This is a genomic window from Sinorhizobium psoraleae, assembly GCF_013283645.1.
Lineage (GTDB): Bacteria > Pseudomonadota > Alphaproteobacteria > Rhizobiales > Rhizobiaceae > Sinorhizobium > Sinorhizobium psoraleae.
In genome coordinates this window covers 359,922-378,699 of record NZ_JABEKV010000004.1, presented here as the reverse complement: position 1 = coordinate 378,699, position 18,778 = coordinate 359,922, and the positions used below count along the sequence as shown (strand labels likewise).

The 18,778-nt window shown below is 62.7% G+C and carries 20 protein-coding genes and 1 pseudogene; 9 read left to right on the top strand and 12 right to left on the bottom strand.

All coding sequences use genetic code 11. The annotated features are described in order from the left end of the window. Positions 1 to 402 precede the first annotated feature (402 nt). A complete protein-coding gene (locus tag ILFOPFJJ_RS22820) occupies positions 403 to 780 on the bottom strand; it encodes a hypothetical protein (protein WP_173512837.1) in 378 nt (125 codons plus the stop codon). A 139-nt stretch (positions 781 to 919) separates the two neighbouring features. Here ILFOPFJJ_RS22820 and ILFOPFJJ_RS22815 point away from each other — a divergent pair, with 139 nt between their 5' ends. From ILFOPFJJ_RS22815 to ILFOPFJJ_RS22805, 3 genes are all read left to right on the top strand, one after another. Further along, the gene (locus ILFOPFJJ_RS22815; protein WP_173512836.1) at positions 920 to 1,918 is read left to right on the top strand and encodes an ABC transporter substrate-binding protein; all 999 of its coding nucleotides are present in this window, start codon (positions 920 to 922) and stop codon (positions 1,916 to 1,918) included. 255 nt (positions 1,919 to 2,173) lie between these two features. Further along, positions 2,174 to 3,082 carry an ABC transporter permease gene (locus ILFOPFJJ_RS22810; protein WP_173512835.1) on the top strand — a complete coding sequence of 303 codons (909 nt, stop codon included), beginning with the start codon at positions 2,174 to 2,176 and terminating at the stop codon, positions 3,080 to 3,082. Continuing rightward, a complete protein-coding gene (locus ILFOPFJJ_RS22805) occupies positions 3,075 to 4,121 on the top strand; it encodes a quaternary amine ABC transporter ATP-binding protein (RefSeq protein ID WP_173512834.1) in 1,047 nt (348 codons plus the stop codon). Before ILFOPFJJ_RS22810 ends, ILFOPFJJ_RS22805 begins: the two co-directional genes overlap by 8 nt. Before the next feature lie 111 nt (positions 4,122 to 4,232). Here ILFOPFJJ_RS22805 and ILFOPFJJ_RS22800 read toward each other — a convergent pair whose 3' ends face one another. Continuing rightward, entirely contained in the window at positions 4,233 to 4,643 is a 411-nt protein-coding gene (locus ILFOPFJJ_RS22800) for a tautomerase family protein (RefSeq protein WP_173512833.1), read from the bottom strand. A 106-nt stretch (positions 4,644 to 4,749) separates the two neighbouring features. Between ILFOPFJJ_RS22800 and ILFOPFJJ_RS22795 the strand changes: the two genes are divergently transcribed. Then, positions 4,750 to 5,625 carry a LysR substrate-binding domain-containing protein gene (locus ILFOPFJJ_RS22795; RefSeq protein WP_173512832.1) on the top strand — a complete coding sequence of 292 codons (876 nt, stop codon included), beginning with the start codon at positions 4,750 to 4,752 and terminating at the stop codon, positions 5,623 to 5,625. Positions 5,626 to 5,736: 111 nt separating this feature from the next. After that, positions 5,737 to 6,756 (top strand): betaine--homocysteine S-methyltransferase, encoded by a 1,020-nt coding sequence (gene bmt, locus ILFOPFJJ_RS22790; RefSeq protein ID WP_173512831.1) that lies wholly within the window; start codon positions 5,737 to 5,739, stop codon positions 6,754 to 6,756. An 84-nt stretch (positions 6,757 to 6,840) separates the two neighbouring features. Here the strand turns inward: bmt and ILFOPFJJ_RS22785 are convergent, their stop codons facing one another. Next, positions 6,841 to 7,992, bottom strand: coding sequence for an aminotransferase class I/II-fold pyridoxal phosphate-dependent enzyme (locus ILFOPFJJ_RS22785; RefSeq protein WP_173512830.1), 1,152 nt, complete (start codon positions 7,990 to 7,992; stop codon positions 6,841 to 6,843). Between the two features lie 55 nt (positions 7,993 to 8,047). Next, positions 8,048 to 8,686 (bottom strand): helix-turn-helix transcriptional regulator, encoded by a 639-nt coding sequence (locus tag ILFOPFJJ_RS22780; RefSeq protein ID WP_173512829.1) that lies wholly within the window; start codon positions 8,684 to 8,686, stop codon positions 8,048 to 8,050. A gap of 126 nt (positions 8,687 to 8,812) precedes the next feature. Here ILFOPFJJ_RS22780 and ILFOPFJJ_RS22775 point away from each other — a divergent pair, with 126 nt between their 5' ends. After that, the gene (locus ILFOPFJJ_RS22775; RefSeq protein WP_173512828.1) at positions 8,813 to 9,157 is read left to right on the top strand and encodes a hypothetical protein; all 345 of its coding nucleotides are present in this window, start codon (positions 8,813 to 8,815) and stop codon (positions 9,155 to 9,157) included. 190 nt (positions 9,158 to 9,347) lie between these two features. Here ILFOPFJJ_RS22775 and ILFOPFJJ_RS22770 read toward each other — a convergent pair whose 3' ends face one another. The 5 genes and pseudogenes from ILFOPFJJ_RS22770 to ILFOPFJJ_RS22750 all read right to left on the bottom strand — a co-directional run bounded on the left by ILFOPFJJ_RS22770 (position 9,348) and on the right by ILFOPFJJ_RS22750 (position 15,195). Continuing rightward, positions 9,348 to 11,348 (bottom strand): vWA domain-containing protein, encoded by a 2,001-nt coding sequence (locus ILFOPFJJ_RS22770; RefSeq protein WP_173512827.1) that lies wholly within the window; start codon positions 11,346 to 11,348, stop codon positions 9,348 to 9,350. Then, on the bottom strand, positions 11,345 to 11,872 hold the full coding sequence (locus tag ILFOPFJJ_RS22765; protein ID WP_173512826.1) for an RNA polymerase sigma factor: 528 nt from the start codon (positions 11,870 to 11,872) through the stop codon (positions 11,345 to 11,347). The genes ILFOPFJJ_RS22770 and ILFOPFJJ_RS22765 overlap by 4 nt, the downstream gene beginning before the upstream one ends. 76 nt (positions 11,873 to 11,948) lie before the next feature. After that, a pseudogene (locus tag ILFOPFJJ_RS22760) lies at positions 11,949 to 12,284 on the bottom strand (phosphodiester glycosidase family protein); the annotation flags it as partial. Between the two features lie 530 nt (positions 12,285 to 12,814). Continuing rightward, entirely contained in the window at positions 12,815 to 13,513 is a 699-nt protein-coding gene (locus tag ILFOPFJJ_RS22755; protein WP_173512824.1) for a 4Fe-4S dicluster domain-containing protein, read from the bottom strand. Between the two features lie 107 nt (positions 13,514 to 13,620). Then, positions 13,621 to 15,195 carry a trimethylamine methyltransferase family protein gene (locus ILFOPFJJ_RS22750; RefSeq protein WP_173512823.1) on the bottom strand — a complete coding sequence of 525 codons (1,575 nt, stop codon included), beginning with the start codon at positions 15,193 to 15,195 and terminating at the stop codon, positions 13,621 to 13,623. Between the two features lie 524 nt (positions 15,196 to 15,719). Between ILFOPFJJ_RS22750 and ILFOPFJJ_RS22745 the strand changes: the two genes are divergently transcribed. After that, a complete protein-coding gene (locus tag ILFOPFJJ_RS22745) occupies positions 15,720 to 16,418 on the top strand; it encodes a cobalamin B12-binding domain-containing protein (RefSeq protein ID WP_173512822.1) in 699 nt (232 codons plus the stop codon). Between the two features lie 111 nt (positions 16,419 to 16,529). On the opposite strand, the gene ILFOPFJJ_RS22740 is transcribed toward ILFOPFJJ_RS22745, so the two are convergent. Continuing rightward, entirely contained in the window at positions 16,530 to 16,649 is a 120-nt protein-coding gene (locus ILFOPFJJ_RS22740; protein ID WP_376741449.1) for an entericidin domain-containing protein, read from the bottom strand. Between the two features lie 78 nt (positions 16,650 to 16,727). Between ILFOPFJJ_RS22740 and ILFOPFJJ_RS22735 the strand changes: the two genes are divergently transcribed. Next, positions 16,728 to 17,348 (top strand): DUF1638 domain-containing protein, encoded by a 621-nt coding sequence (locus ILFOPFJJ_RS22735; RefSeq protein ID WP_173512820.1) that lies wholly within the window; start codon positions 16,728 to 16,730, stop codon positions 17,346 to 17,348. A 10-nt stretch (positions 17,349 to 17,358) separates the two neighbouring features. Here the strand turns inward: ILFOPFJJ_RS22735 and ILFOPFJJ_RS36510 are convergent, their stop codons facing one another. Together ILFOPFJJ_RS36510 and ILFOPFJJ_RS36505 are read right to left on the bottom strand one after the other, a co-directional pair. Then, positions 17,359 to 17,469, bottom strand: a complete 111-nt coding sequence (locus tag ILFOPFJJ_RS36510; protein ID WP_376741448.1) for a DUF2798 domain-containing protein — start codon at positions 17,467 to 17,469, stop codon at positions 17,359 to 17,361. A gap of 15 nt (positions 17,470 to 17,484) precedes the next feature. Further along, positions 17,485 to 17,622: a hypothetical protein gene (locus tag ILFOPFJJ_RS36505; protein WP_376741443.1), complete on the bottom strand. Its 138-nt coding sequence runs from the start codon at positions 17,620 to 17,622 to the stop codon at positions 17,485 to 17,487. Positions 17,623 to 17,947: 325 nt separating this feature from the next. On the opposite strand from ILFOPFJJ_RS36505, the gene ILFOPFJJ_RS22725 reads away from it, so the two are divergent. After that, on the top strand, positions 17,948 to 18,769 hold the full coding sequence (locus ILFOPFJJ_RS22725) for a formyl transferase (RefSeq protein WP_173512819.1): 822 nt from the start codon (positions 17,948 to 17,950) through the stop codon (positions 18,767 to 18,769). Positions 18,770 to 18,778: the final 9 nt, after the last annotated feature.

Here is an 18,778-nt window from a genome sequence, read left to right as displayed (position 1 = left end):
ATCGCCTGGAACTCCAAGGCGCCGTTGAGCCAGTCCCGCGTGCGCAATGTGGAGATGGACGCGCCTCGCGGCCCGCTCGGTTTCATCCGTACGTATAGTATCGGATAATCGGGCGCTTTCCCGATTCAAGCCGCTCCACTCGGGGCGGCTTTTTTATTGGTCGGTTTGGTAGCGGGCCCGACACGAAAGCCGCACCCGACCTCCGCCGAGGGGATGCGGCCGTCAACATAACGCATGATCTCTCCGGCACAACACGCCGGCAATCGCTACTCTCTTCGGGCTCGAGAGCGCCCTGCCCGTCCGCACAACAAGCCAGATCGGGAAGTTTAAGGTCCGGCACGCAATACCTGATCCGGACCTGCGGCAGTCGCCCGCCGCAGGCAAACAATTAGCCTGACATCGTTACCGGATGGTTATTGAGGGCTTAATCAATGGTGAATCGCGGTTTTTTTTGAATTTTCTTCGCGACATTTTCGGGTCGATGCCGCGACGCAATCGCGACAGGAAACGTCCGGATTGAACCATGTTCGAAAACGGCCCGGACTTGCGGGCCGCATTTTGCGGCAATTGTTGTCGTAAATGCTCAAATTCGCAGCCAACGGCGAAAAATTGCGCGCGCGACAAGCGGCGCGGACAGGCGCCTGACAACGCCGTTCGACGCCGCCCTCCGATTGAAGAGGTTGATTTCTCTTCGGGAATATCTAGGCTTGCCGCAGCGGTGCAGAGGAGATCCGGCCGGCGACAGGGTTCCGCGGTCAGGATTTGAAAGAACTCCCACACTGCTGCAGCGGGGCATGACTTTGGCCTTTCTGATGCCGAACCTCGCGCTGCTCACTGAATAAAGTCTGGTGTCGGAACAGCAGTAACCCTGCGGCACCCTGGATCGTTGGCTGCACAAAGACTGGGAGGTCTTGCAAAGATGAAGAAATTTCTCGCGTCCACATTTCTCGCCGCGGGCCTGTACGCCGTGGCGGGCTCGGCGCAAGCCGCGGAATGCGGCGACGTCAGTATTGCCGAGATGAACTGGGCCTCCGCGGGCGTTGCTGCCCACGTGGACAAGTTCATCCTCGAAAACGGATACGGTTGCACTGTGGAGCTCGTCACCGGCGACACGATGCCTACCTTCGCCTCGATGAACGAGAAGGCGCAACCCGACATGGCGCCGGAACTCTGGGTCAACGCCGTGCGCACGCCGCTCGACGCAGCGATCAAGGAAGGCCGCCTTATCCAGGCCGCACCGCTCCTCAGCGAAGGCGGCGTCGAGGGTTGGTGGATTCCCAAATTTCTGGCCGACGCCCATCCGGACATCAAGACCGTTCAGGACGCGCTAAAGCACCCCGACCTGTTCCCGGCGCCGGAAGACCCCTCCAAGGCGGCGATCCACAATTGCCCGTCCGGCTGGAACTGCCAGGTCTCGACGGCCAATCTCTACAAGGCACTCGAAGCGGATAAAGCCGGCTTCGAACTCATCGACACCGGGTCGGCCGCCGGCCTCGACGGATCGATCGCGAACGCCTTCGAGAAGAAGACCGGTTGGCTCGGTTACTATTGGGCGCCAACTGCCATTCTCGGCAAATACGAGATGACCCGCCTCTCCTTCGGCGTCGAGCACGACAAGAAGGAGTGGGACGCTTGCTCCGCCGTTCCCGATTGCCCGAGCCCGAAGGTCAATTCCTATCCAATCTCGGACGTGTTCACCGTGGTGACGAAGTCGTTTGCCGAAAAGGCAGGTGTTGCAATGGACTATGTCAAAGTCCGCAAATGGGACAACGGCACGGTGAACAAGGTTCTGGCGTGGATGGACCAGAACCAGGGAACCAACGAGGACGCCGCGAAGCACTTCCTCGAAAACTATCAGGACATGTGGACGCAATGGGTCAGTCCCGAGGTTGCCGAGAAGGTCAAGGCGGCCCTCTGACAGAGGCAACGCAGGTGGGCGGCAGCCGCTTCGGCCGCCGCCCGTGCCTCGGCATTGCACGCCTGATTAGGCTCACAGCGGCACAGTGTTTTTCCTGACGTCGCAAACAGTAGAGCGGAACCGCTGTTCCGCTGTCACATTTCTTACGCCGGGACACATAAGAGGTCACAAGCAGGTGTGCGCTGGAGTGCCGCACGCGGTCGTTCCGAAGACGCAGCCGGCGGCATAAGACTTCCGGGCCAAGAAGGGGAAAAAATGGCTATCTGCAGTTTCTTGCCGGAACTGCTCTGCAAGTTCCCTGCCATAGACGATGGCACTATTCGCATGGCGCGCAAGAGCGTCGACGACGGATTCAAGGGGTTTGTGCGCAGCTACGGCAATGCCATCGACGCGGTGGTCCAGCCGCTTCAATGGTTCCTGAACTATCTGGAGCGGGCCTTCGTCGGTTCGCCCTGGATTTTCGTGCTGATCATCATGGTCGCCATCGTCTACTTCGGTAGCCGCAACGTGAAGATTACCATCGGCACGGCGCTGTCGATGGTGGCGATCGGCCTCGTCGGACTCTGGAACGACACGATGATCACGCTCGCCATGGTCACCGTCTGTACGCTGATCTCGATCGTGATCGGCATCCCGATCGGGATCCTTATGGCCCGCTCCGACCGTGTGCAGGCCTTCGTCAACCCGGCCCTCGACGTCATGCAGACGATGCCGAGCTTCGTCTATTTGATCCCGGTGGTGATGATCTTCGGCATCGGCAAGGTGCCGGGGCTGATCGCCGTCGTCATCTATGCGGTGCCACCGATGATCCGGCTCACCAATCTTGGTATCCGGCTCGTCGACAAGGAAGTGCTGGAGGCAGCCGACGCCTTCGGCTCCTCCGCCTGGCAGAAACTGAAGAACGTGCAGATGCCGCTGGCGCTGCCGACCATCATGGCCGGCATCAACCAGACGATCATGATGTCGCTGGCGATGGTCGTGGTCGCCTCGATGATCGGGGTCGGCGGACTCGGCAAGAACGTGCTCCAGGCGATCGCCAACCAGTTCTTCACCGTCGGTTTCCTAAACGGCTTTGCCCTCGTCGGCATCGCCATCATTTTCGATCGTACCAGCCAGGCCTTCGGCAGGCGGCTGCAGAAGCATTCGGAGGTTATTCATGGCTAGTCACGCAATCGAGGTAAAGAACCTCTACAAGATCTTCGGCCCGCGCGGCGAGGACTATGTCGATGTCGTCAAAAAAGGGATGGGCAAGGCCGAGCTCAACGAGAAACACGGCCATGTCCTGGGCCTGCAGGACATCAACATCCTGATGCCCGGCGGCTGCATCACGGTGGTCATGGGCCTGTCCGGCTCCGGCAAGTCCACGCTCATTCGCCACATCAACCGCCTGATCGACCCGACGGCGGGCGAGGTGCTCTATGACGGCACCGACGTCTGCAAGATGAACGAAAACGATCTTCGCCAGTTCCGCCGCCACAAGACGGCGATGGTGTTCCAGAAATTCGCGCTGCTGCCGCATCGCACTGTTCTCGAAAACACGATCTACGGGCTCGAGATCCAGGGCGTCGAGCGGCGCGAGAGCGAAAAGCGGGCGCTCGGCTGGATCGAGCGTGTCGGCCTCAAGGGATTTGAAAACCACTATCCCAACCAGCTTTCGGGCGGTATGCAGCAGCGCGTGGGCCTCGCCCGGGCGCTCACCAACGACGCCGACATCCTGCTGATGGACGAAGCCTATTCAGCACTCGACCCGCTGATCCGCGTGGACATGCAATCGGTGCTGCTCGATCTCCAGAAGGAATTGAAGAAGACCGTCGTCTTCATCACCCACGATCTCGACGAGGCGCTGAGGCTCGGCGACAAGATCGCGATCCTGCGCGACGGCCGCGTCGTACAGCAGGGCACCGGCCAGGAAATCGTGCTGTCGCCGGCCGACGACTACATCACCGCCTTCGTCAAGGAAGTGAACCGCGGCCGCGTCGTCCATGTGGAGACGATCATGCGGCCGCTCTCCGGCAACCCGGAAGGCCTGCCGCTGGCGGCGGGCACGGTTCTCGAAACCGCCGCGCGCACGATGACCGGCGCACATGTCAATACGGCCCATGTGGTCGACACCGACGGCCGGCCGATCGGCGCCATCGACCTGCAGACGATCATCGCCGCCATGGTGACCCCGACGAGCCACACCGACCGCCAGGCGGCATAGGCTGGAATGACGATTGAACGTCACGAAGGGCGCCCGCGCGGGCGCCCTTCCTGCATGCGCAGCCGTCCGATCCACTCTTTTTGAAGCTAAGCAATTCCGGAGGGAATTGCTTTATGCAGCCGACTTGAGCTTGCCGCTGATGAAGCGGAATTCCTGCGTCTTACCGCCATAGCCATAGGCAGCGGCGGAAACTTCGTGAACGAGCACGTAGCTCTCCGGATGGACTTTTCCGAGAAGCGTCTCGAAGACAGCGAAGATGGCTTCGATGTAAGCGGCCAATTCCTGCTTGGTGTTGGTGCCGTCGACCACCTTGATGTCGAGCCAAAAACTGTTCGTCTCCTGCGACGCGATCGACTTTCCCCCGGCGAACCAGTGCTGCGGATCGACATAGGTCACCGCGACGGCGGTGACGGTCGGATCCTTGCGCAGATGCTCCTGGGTGAGATCGCTCACTTTCGCTGCGAGTTCCGCGGAGCGATCCGGATCCGGCCGGCCGGTGACGGTGATGTTGATGATGGGCATATCAGGCTCCTTCTCTGATGACTGTTGCCTTGCGACAGACCTTGCCACCAACGGTGCATCGAAAAAATCAAATTGTTTTGCACGAATGGTTCTGTACAATCGAATTATGGACGCAATCGACCCCGATCTCCTGCGCACTTTTCTTGCCTTCGCCGAAGGTGGTTCGCTCGCCCGCGCCGCGGCGGTCGTCAATCGGTCCCCGTCCGCCGTGACGGCGCAGATGCAGCGTCTCGAAGCGCTCATCGGCGAACCGCTTCTGGCGCCGGCCGGCCGTGGACGTTCGCTGACGCCAGTCGGCGAGGAACTCGTGAATCATGCTCGCCGCATCCTCGACGCGCATCGAGATGCCTGGCTCAGCCTCAGGGGCGCGCGCGCCGACGGTCGGATTTCGCTCGCCAGCACGCAGGATTTCGCCGATACGACGCTGCCCGACCTCCTGCGCCGCTTCGCCCGCTCGCATCCAAGGGTTCGCCTCGATCTCAGGATCGGCAGATCGAAGGAACTGGCCTTGGCCTTCGATCAGGGTCAGGTCGACATCCTGCTCACCATGCGGCAGGCGACCGCGACCGACGAACTGCTCGTGCTGAGAGAAGAGATGATCTGGCTTTGCTCCGACAGGGGGTTGGCGACGGTCGATGCGCAGCTTCCATTGGCCGTGCTCGACCCGCCCTGCGGATTCCGGTCCGCTGCCATTTCGGCGCTCGAATCGGCCGAGCGCCCGTTTCGGCTCGCGGCGACGAGCCCGAGCCTGTCGGGTCTGCGTGCCGCCGTCGTGAGCGGCATCGCCGTGACGACGCGCACGGCGCGGTTCCTGGGGCCGGGAATGGCGCCCGCCCCCATGCATCTCGACCTGCCGCCCCTGCCCGTCGCCGAATTCAGCCTGCGCGTGCGGGCCAACGCCGGCAAGCCCGCGACAGACCTTGCCGCCCTTCTGGCAGACGGCCTGCCGTGGAATGTCCCGCAGCCACGGCCCGGCGCATGACAGCTTGAGGCCGGCTTTCCGACTTTTCCGCCACGCGCCTGCGAAGTTGGTTGCAATCACATAAAGATATCTTTATATCTTGTTGTAATTTCATTCAGCCGGGAAAAACCGATGTCCGCTTCCGCCAATGCCCTTTCCGATCTCCTCGCCCGGAAGGGCGTCCTGCTTGCCGACGGGGCGACCGGGACGTCGCTCTTCGCCATGGGTCTCGAAGCCGGCGAAGCGCCGGAGCTCTGGAACGAGGCGAAGCCGGAAAGGATCACCAAGCTGCATCAGGATTTCGTTGATGCCGGCGCCGACATCATTCTCACCAATTCCTTCGGCGGCACGCGTCATCGCCTGAAGCTGCATCAGGCCGAGGACCGCGTGCATGCGCTCAACAAGCGCGCCGCCGAGATCGCCCGCGCCGTTGCCGACAAGGCGCCGCGCAAGGTCATCACCGCAGGCTCCGTCGGCCCGACCGGCGAATTGCTGATCCCGCTCGGTGCCCTCTCCTACGAGGATGCGGTCGCAGCCTTCGCCGAACAGATCGAGGGCCTGAAGGCGGGCGGCGCGGAAATCGCCTGGATCGAGACCATGTCCTCGCCGGACGAAATCCGCGCGGCGGCCGAAGCGGCCACCAATGTCGGCCTTCCTTACGTCTATACCGGCTCCTTCGACACAGCCGGCAAGACGATGATGGGTCTTCACCCCAAGGACATTCACGCTGTCGCCGGCGACATCGGCCAAGGTCCGGTTGCAGTCGGCGCCAACTGCGGTGTCGGCGCCTCCGACATCCTGTCGTCACTGCTCGACATGACCGCGGCGGCTCCGGAGGCGACCGTCGTCGTGAAGGGCAATTGCGGCATTCCGGAATTCCGCGGCTCCGAAATTCATTATTCCGGCACGCCGCCGCTGATGGCGGAATATGTGCGGCTGGCGGTCGACGCCGGCGCGAAGATCATCGGTGGCTGCTGCGGCACTACCTGCAATCACCTGGCCGCGATGCGTCTCGCGCTCGATAATCACTCCAGGGGCGAACGCCCGACGCTCGACATGATCGTCGAAAAGATCGGGCCCTTGCGGAACAAGACCGCCAACGAGGGCGCCTCCGCCCCGACCCGCGAACGCAGCGGTCGCCGCCGCGCCTGAGAAGCCGAAGCAGCACAGCACGAAAACGACAAACGCTCCGGAGCGGAATGCCCGGAGCGTTTTCTTTTGTTCTTCGGCGAAACGTCAGGCGCTGCGGCGTGCAGCACCGTCGCGAAGATGACTGCGCCAGGCGTCGAGCCCGACCTCGATATTCTTGCGGCCGAAGCCGACGCGGAAGCGGTCTGCCGCGACCGGGAGGAGATCGGAGGCGAATAGGCTGGATGGCAGAAGCAGCACGCCCGATTCCTCGACCAGCCGCCGGCAATGTTCCCCGACGCCGTCCGCCCCGAGATAGCGGGCGAAACCGACACAGCCGCCATCCGGCGCGCGCCATTCGTAGAGATCCGGAAATTCGGCAAAGAATGCCTGGAGCTTTGCGAGGTTTGCCGTGCAGAGCGCCAGGTTGCGATCGAGGATCTGCGCTCGCGATTTCAGCGCAATCGTCGCGAGAACCTCCGACGGCCGGGAGTTGCAGATCGAGAGATAGTGCTTCATGCCCTCCATGCGTTGCAGAAGCGCATGGTCGCGGCAGGCGATCCAGCCGATTCGGAGGCCCGGAAGACCATAGGCCTTGGACATGACGTTAAGCGATACGCCGCGCTCGAAAAGCTCGGCCGCCTGCGGCAGGCGCTTGCCCGGATCGCGCTCCAGCCCGCGATAGACCTCGTCGCTGAAGAGGTGGATGCCGCGCTCGGCACAGAGATCGGCGAGCGCCCGGAAGGTCGCCTGATTGGCAATCGCGCCGGTCGGATTGTTGGGGAAGTTGACGGCAACGAGCCTGGTATTCGGCTTCAACGCCGCGCGTACATCGGCGATATCGAGCTGCCAGTGGTTTTCCGGCCGCAAGGGCACGCCGGTCACCGAAGCGGCGATGGTCACCGGCAGCGTCTCCATCGACTGGTAGTTCGGCACCGTCACGATGGCGTGGTCGTCAGGCCCGAGCAGTGCGAGCATCGCGCAATAGAGCCCCTCCTCGGCACCGGCAAAGCAGAGGATATCACCGTCATCTAGCCCGTCGTAAGTGGCGGCGATCGCCTGGCGCAGTGCCGGCGCGCCATAGGTTTCGGTATAGCCGAGCGTCAGTTGCTCCCAGGCCTCCCGATCGGCATCATCGGCAAGGGAAAGCAGTTCCGCCATCGTCATGGTTTCGCTGTCGCTCGCGGTCATGTGGTGGCGTGCGGTGAATTCCCAGCGCGAGAAATGGGTTTCGAGGCGGAAGGCCGGCAGGGTCGTCATGTCGATTGTCCTTCTTGAGCGCGGGCTTCGCTGGCGAAGCGGTCGCGTGTCGAATTCAGGCGGCCTCGCCGCGCCGTGCGGCCGCGAGGTAGTTGTATATCGAGGCGCGCGAGGCCCCGATGAGGCCCGCCAGGTGGTCGACCGCGTTGCGCGTCTTGAAGAGCCCCTGTTCTTCGAGTGCGGCGACGAGGGCGATGCGGTCGGCACGTTTCATGGCGGAGAGCGCAAGCCCCCTCGCCTTCAGCCAGCCATGCAGCGCGGCATTGATTTCCTCTCGCCAGTCACGGGAAAACAGCGCCTGCGGCCGCGGCTCCGGCGTGCCCGCAAATGCCGCCAACAATTTCACCGCATCGTCGATCCGCGAAACGTCGAGGTTGATGCACAGCAGCCCGGCGGCACTGCCGTCGGCGTGGCGCAGCACGGCCGAGACCGATTTCAGCCGCCGGCCGTCAGGCCCGACCTTCTCGTAGGGGCCGAGCACGGTTTCGTTGCCTGGCCCCTTGCCGAACTCCTCCTCCATCAGCGACTCCATGCCGGCGGCACGGCCCGAAAAGGCGTTCCAGATGCCGGCGATCCGACCGGTCGCAAGATCGTGCAGGACGACCTCGGCGTGAGGGTAGAGCAGCGCGCTGATCGCGGCCGCGGATGGTGCGTGCATGGCGAGACTGAAGGGGATGGTTGGTTCGATATTCATGACACCCACATCAACACATTTGCGTGTTTTGTCAATATTAGACGAATTGTCCATTTGTTGTGTGCTTGCGGACGACTGGCGGCTGTCCTATCCCCGAAGCACGTTCGATTCGAGGGGAGACGATCCATGAACGCCGGGCCAGCAGCCTTTCCGGACAGAGAAACGACAGCCGCCAGGTTTTCGAGCTTCGGCGAGACCGACCAGGCCTTCGTCAAGTTGCTGATGGAAAGCTCCGAACAGGACGAAAACCTGATCGAAGGCTTGCACCGCCATCTGGATCTCGCCTCGCAAACGCGATTTCTGAATTCGTTGAAGCTCGAAAAGCTCGGCGAATGGCTCGGCAACGAGGCACCCGCCCGCCTGCAGATGCGCCTCATGGAAGCCGCGCGCTCGAGCCAGCATCCGGCCTACCAGGCTTTCAGGACAGGATTGACGCGATCCGGAGGACTCCAGCGGGCGTTTAAGACTTGAGGCTGTTGTCGCCCTCGAGCCTGGGCCATATGGCACTGGTATGTAAAGTCTTCCGCGCCGCCGACTTGGACCGCTGCTCGATGCCAAGTGACGAACGCAGGAATGAGGACCGGGAAACGCCGCCGCGAATCCCTTCTCCCCGCCTCACGGGGAGAAGGTACCGGCCAGGCGGGTGGCGACCATCCATCGATTATTCACGAGAAAGCCCCTTGGCGAGGCGCACCAGATTGACGAACTCGGCGCGGTAGCCGAAGGGGTCGGCCCCTTTGGCGGCGGCTGCGAGATCGGCGATCGCCGCATAGGAATAGCCGGAAAGCGCCGAGTTCCCCGCAAGCTTCTGGCCGAAGGCGGCGACGGCGGCCGAGAAGCGGACGTCCGCCGGAGCGTCGGCGAGCGATGGCTCGGCATTCGCCTCCGTGACCGGCGTGGTGATCAGCTCGCTTTTGTCGCCGTCCGACTTCTTGTAGCGGATCTTGACGTAAGCGAGCTCGTTCGCACGCGAAGGTGCGCCAGCGGCAGGCTTCTCCGCGGCTGCATAGCGCAAGTCATCGTTGAGGACGGCCGGACTTCCCTTCGGCGTCACTTCATAGATCGCGGTGACGCTGTGGCCGGAGCCGATATCGCCCGCATCCACGCGGTCGTTGTTGAAATCCTCGCGCGTCAGGGCGCGGGTCTCGTAGCCGATGAGGCGATATTCGGCGATCGCGGCAGGGTTGAACTCCACTTGCAGCTTGACATCCTTGGCGATCGGGAAGAGCGATGAGCCCGCTTCCTCGACCAATGTCTTCTGCGCCTCCGCCAGCGTGTCGATATAGGCGGCAACGCCGTTGCCGTTCTGGGCGATCGTCTGCATCAGCGCATCGTTGTAATTGCCTCGACCGAAGCCGAGCACCGAGAGGAAGATGCCGCTCTTGCGCTTTTCCTCGACCCGCCGCTTCAGCTCCTCGTCGCTCGACGGACCGACATTGAAGTCGCCGTCCGTCGCCAGCAGGATGCGGTTGACGCCACCCTTGACGAAGGCTCTTTCGGCCAGCTGATAGGCCGCGTCGATGCCGGCAGCGCCGGCCGTCGAGCCGCCGGGTGCCAGCGTGTCGATTGCGGCCAGGATCTTTGCCTTGTCCTTGACCGCGGTCGGTTCGAGCGCGGTGCCGGCGTTTCCGGCATAGGTGACGATCGACACGGTGTCCTCGGGCTTCAGCTTATCGACAAGCAGGCGGAAAGCGTTCTTCAACAGCGGCAGTTTGTCCGGCTCGTCCATTGAACCGGAAACGTCGATCAGGAAAACGAGGTTGGCCTTCGGCGCCTCCGCAGGCACGACCTCATAGCCCTTGATCGCCACGTGCATCAGGCGCGTGCCAGCATTCCACGGGGTCGGAGTAACGGTGACCGTTGCCTTGAAGGGCTCGGCGGGCGATGCCGGGCGCGGCCAATCATAGGGGAAATAGTTGACCATCTCCTCGATCCGCACGGCATCGGGACTGGGCATTTCGCCCGCCATCAGCGAGCGGCGGACGAAGGAATAGGAGGCCGTGTCGACATCGACGGAGAAGGTCGAGACCGGCTCGGTCGCGACGCTCTTCACCGGATTGGCATCCGCGTTGCCGAATCGCTCACGGTTCTCATCCGGCTGGGGGAGAATATCGGCCGGTGCGGCCGGCGCCGGCATGACCTCCATTCGCCCGCGCATCGCAAAGCCGACCGCCTCGCCAACGGTGCTCGGTGCCGCGGTGTCGGCAGCCGTCTGGCTCGCCGTCGCGTCGGCTCCCGCGGCCGATGCCTCGCTTTCTGTCTTTTCGGAGTGTTTTGTGGTGGCCTGCGAGCGGGCGAGCGACGCACCGTTGCCCGCCGCGGGCGCAGCCGGCTTAGGCTCCACCTTCACGGCAACCTCGGTCTCCGGCTCTGGGGGCCGATCGTTGCGGATCATTTCCAAGGCCAGGAAGGCGGCGGCGGGCACGACGATGAGCGTTGCCAGTGCCGATCCCGCGAGCAGTTTCCGGTTCATGATGGGGCTCCATATCCGGTTGAGGATGGAGCTTGGACGACCGGGCATGGCTGATCCTTGGGCGGCACTCGAATTTTCCGCCGTGTCATAGGCATCCATAGCTGCGGCGAGCGCGCGCGCCCGCGCTTCGCTCGAAGGCGTCGGCGGCAGCTTTCCGGCAAGCGTTTCGAAATCATCGGTCATGATCATACAGCCTCCTTGCCGAGCAATGTCCGCAGGCGCTTCCGCGCCTCATGGACGTGCCAGGAGATGGTCGCTTCGGAGCAGCCGAGCACGTCGGCCGCTGCGGCATGGCTCAAGCCCTCGGCATAGACGAGCAGGACGGCATCGCATTGCTTTTCCGGCAGCGCCCGCACGGCCGCCCAGAGCGCCTCCTGCCGGTCGTCGTCCTCCCCGTCGGATGTGCCCTGCGCCGATTGATCCGATGCATAGGCCTGCATCTTGCGCGCATCGCGCACCTGCCGTCGTCTGTGGTCGCGCGCGGCGTTGAGCGTCAGCGTGTAGAGCCAGGTGCGGAAACGGCTGGTGCCGCGAAAGCCGCGAACAGCCGAGCCGAGGCGAATGCAGACGTCCTGCGCTATATCTTCCGCATCGGCCCCATTGCCGGACCAGCGCCAGGCGACCGCATGGACGAAATCATAATGGCGCTCGACCAAGAGGCTGAACGCCTCCCTGTCGCCCCTCACCGCCTTTTCAACGAGTTCCGCGTCCAAGTCCGTGCCCGCTTTTGACCTATTTTCCCGTTAGACGTCCGCCAGTCGCTATTCCTTGGGTCCAGTCGAAAAAAAGTTATCGCGGGAACGAAGCGACGACTGCGATGATCGGCCCGAGAGGGAACAGCCGATCGTGGCGATTGATCTCCGGCGCATAGAGGCTCGAAATCGTGCCGTCGAGAAAGAGCGCATTCGGGCAATCGAGCATGTCGCGAAACAGCGTCGCGAAATCATGAAAGCGCACCGGCCGCTTCGACACCGCGAAGACGACCTCGCCGCCTTTCGTCACGCCGACGCCGTTTCGGGTTTTCAAACTATCGCTGTTCGGCAGGAAGCGCGGATGCAGCGCCCCGTCGATCACCAGCATCGGCCCCGATTGCGTCGCAAAGCGGCAGGCAGCATCTGCCGCGTCGTCCGGCGAGGGTTTGGCAAAGCCGGCCGTGAGAATGGCAGCGCCGACGAGGAAGGCTTTCGGAAACAGTGGCATGGTTCGCGACTCGAAGCGGATCGTGACGCGTAGCATCGCACGGATTGCGGCGGTTTGATGCGCGCGGTCTTTTCCGGGATATAGGGTTGGCAGGTCAATAACGGCGCGGACGCGCCGTGGCTGGATTCCTGTGACAAGCACAGGAATGAGGGAGAGAATGTTGCTACCGTGCTGCCAGGCTAACCAACTTGATGACCGGGAGTTCGTGCTGTCTACGCGTCACCAGCCAACTGACCTGGTGAAGGCGGGCGGATAGCCCGTTGCGACCTGGTTTCAAAGCATCTTCACGCGCGCGGCGTGTCGCTGCGATGAATAGTAGAACGCCGCGCACCCGCTAAGCTCTCTCATCAAGTCAATTGAACTGCTCGTGCGCGGCCAAAAATATGGCCCCTCATTCCTGTGCTTGTCACAGGAATCCAGCAGCGCCGCGTCCGCGGCGCAGGAGACCTCTTCACCTAGAGGCTCAGCGCCGCCATATGGAAACGGAGTTGCGCATCCGGGTAGCGATAGTCTCGCCCCATCGGACAGGCATCGCGCGAGAGGCAGCCGTGAGCGAGACAACCGCCTGCCCCCGGCTGCGTCCTCAGATACGTGCGGCAGCGGCCGACATCGAAAGTGCCGGAAGCCAAGGCGTCGGCCGGACAGGCGGAAATGCACGGCTTTTCCATACAGGCATCGCAGGGATGGCCAGCCGGAACGCTGCCCGTATGCAGCAGCTCTCGATCAAAGCCGAGCGCGCCGCGGTAACCGTGCCAGAGGCCAAAGCGAGGATGGATCAGGATACCGAGCGGCGACGCCTTCAGGCCCTCGGCGCGCATCGCCCATTGCTGGAACGGCTGCCACGGCGGATCGGAGGGGAAATAGGCCGTCGCACCTGTCGTCTCGGCCACCGGATGGATCGCCTGTCTCGACCAATTGTCGAGCGGATTCGCGCCGCCGCGATCCGGCTCGTGCTCGCGCCACCGGCTGAAAGGCTCCCAGAGCGAACCGCCGACATTGCCGATGAGCACCACGCTCGCAGCCGGCTTCCCATCCGCGCGCATCGGTGCGCCCTCGCTGGCTGCAAAATTCACCGTACCGCGCAAAAAAAGACCGTGCGGCGCGAGCGCCGCACGGATCGTTTCCACCAATTCTTCCGCCGAAGAAACCGTCATTTCGGCTTCGGCCCCTGTAGATCGTAATGCGGGCGCCAGACGTCCTTCTGGATCATGTCGGCCACCTGCGCCCTGCCGCCTTGCTCCCTGGCTCGCTCGGGAGCCTTTCAGGTGAAGGCGTCCGGCATCGAGTCCTTGCGCTTGGCGATATACTCCTTCAGAGCGTCGTCGATCGCCGGATCGAGGTAAGGCGCCTCGTAATGTTCGAGCCACGAGCGGGCGAGCGCATTGGCGCGCTGTTCGATCCGCTTCTCGCCTTCGATTTCCCACTGCTCGAAGGAATTGTTGTCGGCGAGCGGCGAGCGGTAGAAGGCGGTCTGGAAATTGGCCTGCGTATGGGCGCAGCCGAGATAGTGGCTGCCGGGGCCGACTTCGCGGATCGCGTCGAGCGCCTGGGCGTTTTCGGAAAGGTCGACGCCTTCGGCCATCTTCTGCATCATGCCGAGTTGGTCCTGGTCGATCATGAACTTCTCGTAGGACGACACGAGACCGCCTTCGAGCCAGCCGGCCGCGTGCAGCACGAAATTGGTGCCTGCAAGCAACGTCATGTTCAGCGTGTTCGCCGATTCGTGCGCGGCCTGCGCATCCGGAACCTTCGAGCCGCAGAGCGAGCCGCCGGTACGGAACGGCAGGCCGAGACGGCGGGCAAGCTGCGCCGCGCCGTAGGAAACCAGCGACGGCTCCGGCGTACCGAAGGTCGGCGCGCCCGACTGCATCGAGATCGACGCGGCGAAGGTGCCGAAGAGCACCGGCGCGCCCTTGCGGATGAGCTGGGTGAACGAGGCACCCGCGAGCACTTCGGCCAGAATCTGCGTGAGTGTGCCGGCGACGGTGACCGGGCTCATCGCACCGGACAGGATGAACGGCGAAAGCACGCAAGCCTGGTTGTGGCGGGCATAGACCTTGAGCGCGCCCACCATGGTCTCGTCGAAGACCATCGGCGAGTTGGCGTTGATGAGGTTCAGCGTCACCGTGTTGTTCTCGACGAAGTCGTCACCGAAGACGATCTTCGCCATGGCGATCGTGTCTTCCGCGCGCTCGGGCGCCGTGACCGAGCCCATGAACGGCTTGTCGGAATATTTGATATGGCTGTAGACCATATCGAGATGGCGCTTGTTTACCGGAACATCGACCGGCTCGCAGACCGTGCCGCCGGACGAATGCATCGACGGCGCCATATAGGCGAGCTTTACGAAATTGCGGAAATCCTCGATCGTCGCGTAGCGGCGGTTGCCGTCGAGATCGCGAACGAAGGGGGGGCCATAGACCGGCGCGAAGATCGTCGCCTTGCCACCCACATGGGCGCTGCGCTCGGGATTGCGCGCATGCCAAGTGAAGTTCGACGGCGCGGTCTTCAGGAGTTCGCGGCAGAGTCCCTTCGGGAAATGAACGCGCTGGCCGCGCACATCGGCGCCGGCGGCCTTCCACAGGTCAAGCGCCTCGGCGTCGTCGCGGAATTCGATGCCGATCTCTTCGAGAACCGTATCGGCATTGCGCTCGATGAGCTGCAGACCTTCCTCGTCGAGCACTTCATATTCGCGAATCTTGCGCTGGATGTAGGGCAGAGACGGTCCCGGACCGCCGCCGGTGCGGGATGCCCGGCGCGCCGCCGCTCCTCGTCCCTCGCCACGCGCGCGGCGTCCGCCGCCTTCGACCGCGCCTTGTTCTGTCACGTCGCTCATTCGCTCATTCCTCTCCCGCCGCGCCTCTATGCAAGGGACGCGGCAACGCTTTGATTAAGTGGCGCATTTTCCTTCCGAAGGTCGACACCAACTGTCGGAACCATGCACCGGGATCGATTTTTGGCTAATGCTACCAAGCCGCCGAACCGGTACGGGTCTCAATGCGCCAAGACGTGGCGCATCTCAGACACTCAACCTCGACACCCGTCAAGACCCGGCATGGGGCCAAATTCGGCACGACGCGTACGAAAGCCGTTGCAGGAGGCAGACGGCGCCCAATGTAACATCTTGAACTGTTGCAGAATTTTACCGGCCGCCCGATTACGAATGCGGTCCAGATGCGATAGGACTGTGAATGCGCGGACGAACCGGCGGCGCCGTCGCTTTTCATCATATGCGACGTCGCTTTCAAAAAGAGATTTTTAGGTTTGGGCCGCTAAGGATGAGCAACGCGTCCGGATCGTGTCCGATCGTGCCAGATCACCGCGCGAAGACTACCGTGCCAGGAACCGAGGAACCCTACTATGGCAGACGATGAAATCATTCTCGAGGACCTTTCCGACGAGGAACTCGTGCAGCAGATGCATGACGACCTTTATGACGGTCTCAAGGAGGAAATCGAGGATGGGACGAACATCCTCCTCAAGCGCGGCTGGACGCCATACGATATCCTGACCCAGGCGCTCGTCGAAGGCATGCGCATCGTGGGTATCGACTTCCGCGACGGCATTCTCTTCGTGCCGGAAGTTCTGCTTTCGGCGAACGCGATGAAGGCCGGCATGTCGATCCTGCGTCCGCTGCTCGTCGAAACAGGCGCGCCGAAGCTCGGCAAGATGGTTATCGGCACAGTCAAGGGCGACATCCACGACATCGGCAAGAATCTCGTCGGCATGATGATGGAAGGTGCCGGCTTCGACGTCGTCGACCTTGGCATCAATAATCCGGTCGAGAACTATCTGGAAGCGATCGAGCGCGAGCAGCCGGATATCCTCGGCATGTCGGCGCTGCTGACGACCACCATGCCCTACATGAAGGTCGTTATCGACACGATGAAGGAAAAGGGGCTGCGCGACGACTACGTCGTCCTCGTCGGCGGTGCGCCGCTCAACGAGGAATTCGGCAAGGCTGTCGGCGCGGACGCCTATTGCCGCGATGCCGCCGTCGCCGTCGAGACCGCCAAGGACTTCATGAAGCGCAAGCACAACAGGCTTGCTGCCGGCTGAGCCTGAAATGGCTTTTCAAGAAGAAGGCCGGCTGCGCGGATGAAAACGGCAGCCGGCTTTCTTATTTTAAGCGAAAGGAAGGGCGCAGATACGGCGCCCAGCCTTAAATCGTCAGTTCGCGGCTCTTGCAACCCGGCGACCAGCCGACTCTGTCGCGTTGACGGTGTTTGCGGTATCCTGCCCCATGCCGCGGATCGTGTTGGCGCAGGAACTCAGGGTTGTCAGCGCCATCAGGATGACGCCGATCGTTGCGAGAGTCTTCGTTGTCATGACCATGATTCCTTCATGTTGCTGCAAGGCGGAATAAAAATGGAAAACGCAACGTCGGCAAGAGAACGTGCACAACCAAAGAAAGTTCATGTCATTGGTTGCGGCGCCATCGCGCGCGAAATTCTTGCGATCTGCGAAGCCAACAATCTCGACCACATCGATCTCCATTGCCTGCCCGCCATCTGGCACAACACCCCGGAAAAGATTACGCCCGGCCTGCGCGAGGCGATCGCTCGGGCGCGCGAAAAGGGCTTCGAGCGCATCTTCATAGCCTATGCCGATTGCGGCACCGGCGGTCAGCTCGACCGGCTTTGCGAGGAGGAAGGTGTCACGCGCATCCCCGGCCCCCACTGTTATTCCTTCTTCGCCGGCAACGATGATTTCGCAAAGCGCTGGGACGACGACCTCAGCGCCTTCTTCCTCACCGATTTCCTCGCCCGCCAGTTCGAAGCCTTCGTCATAGAACCGCTCGGCCTCGACCGGCACCCAGAACTGCGCGACATGTATTTCGGCCACTACCGCAAGCTCGTCTACCTCTCGCAGGTGGAGGACGCAGCGCTCCAGGAAAAGGCCCGCCGCGCCGCCGACACCCTCGGCCTCGAATATGAATACCGCTTTACCGGCTATGGCGACCTGACCCGGTCGCTTATCGACACCTGAAATCGGGCATTCAGGCTCGTTGCTCGACGATCGCTCCAACGATGCGGCGAACGACCGGAAGCACCAGCATGAGGCTGGGGAAGGCAATGGCCCAGGACGCGCCCCAGGCGTGAGGCCAAATCGCGGCGAAGCGATCCTACCCGGCATTCATCAGTGTCGACACCGATGACACGATTCCGGACATGAACACCGAGAGTATCAGCGGCGTGATGATGGCGGCGTAGCGCGCGGGAAGTTTTTTCATCCTCATTGAATTGCGCACGAGCGTGAGCATTCGAGATCCTTTTCGTTGGTCCGGAGGGTCGGGTCGATAAATCTGGTCAGGCGGCTTGGCGCGCCAGTTCGTCTATATAGCTTCGCGGCGTTCGCCGCTTCAACCTTGGCCGGATCGCGGCGAGAGCGCGGACCCTTGCCTCGCGCTGGGCGCGCATGTCGGGTATGCAGCGGCCACAAAGTCCGCGCCTTTCTCGATATGCTGGCGGCGCACCTTGATCTTCGCGATCTCTGATCCGGGCGGACGGGGCGACTGCGAAGCCAGCGAGTTCCTCGATACACCGATGCTTAAGCCTCTTGCTCTAACGGTTGGGTATTCATGGAGAATGCGCCGGGAGACCTGTGTGACGGCTGGGGCAAGCAAGGGGAGAGTGCATTCCGCGGCGTCGGAACGTATCGTCGTGGTGACCGCAGGCGGTGACAATCCGAATATCATGATCAATGCGCTCGCCGCGCATTTCGCCGACGTGGTGGTGCTGCAGGAGCAGCCGGAGTCGAAGGCGGTCTTCCTAAAGCGGCGGGCACGAAAGCTTGGCTGGCCAACAGCATCTGGGCAGCTGGCAACGATGATCGCGTCCCGTATCGGCAAGCGATTCATCCGCCGGCGGGCGGAAGAGATCATCCGTGAGCACGGCGTCTCGACCGCGCCCAGCCCATCGGTCGCAGTACACCATGTCGCCTCGATCAACGATGCCGAAGGCCGCGCGCGGCTTGTCGCCCTTCGACCCGCCGTCGTCTTCCTCATCAGTTGCCGCATGCTGAAGCCGGAGACCCTCGCGGCAATCCCCTGCCCGGTTCTCAATTTCCACGCCGGCATCAACCCGCAATATCGCGGCTTGATGGGCGGCTACTGGGCGCGAGTCAACAACGACCTCGAAAACTTCGGCGCGACCGTCCACGTCGTCGACGAAGGCGTCGACACCGGTGCCATCCTCTACCAATCCCGGCAGGTGCCGACGCGCGCCGATACGATGCACACCTATCCGCTGCTGCAGACCGCCGCTTCGACCGGGATCGCCATCCAGGCTGTCGAAGACGCGCTTGCCGGAAATCTTCAGCCGATCGATGTCCCAGCCGCGTCGCGGCAATGGTACCATCCGCCGCTCTGGACCTGGGTTTGGAATGGCGCGCGGCGCCGAATCTGGTAATCAGGTGGG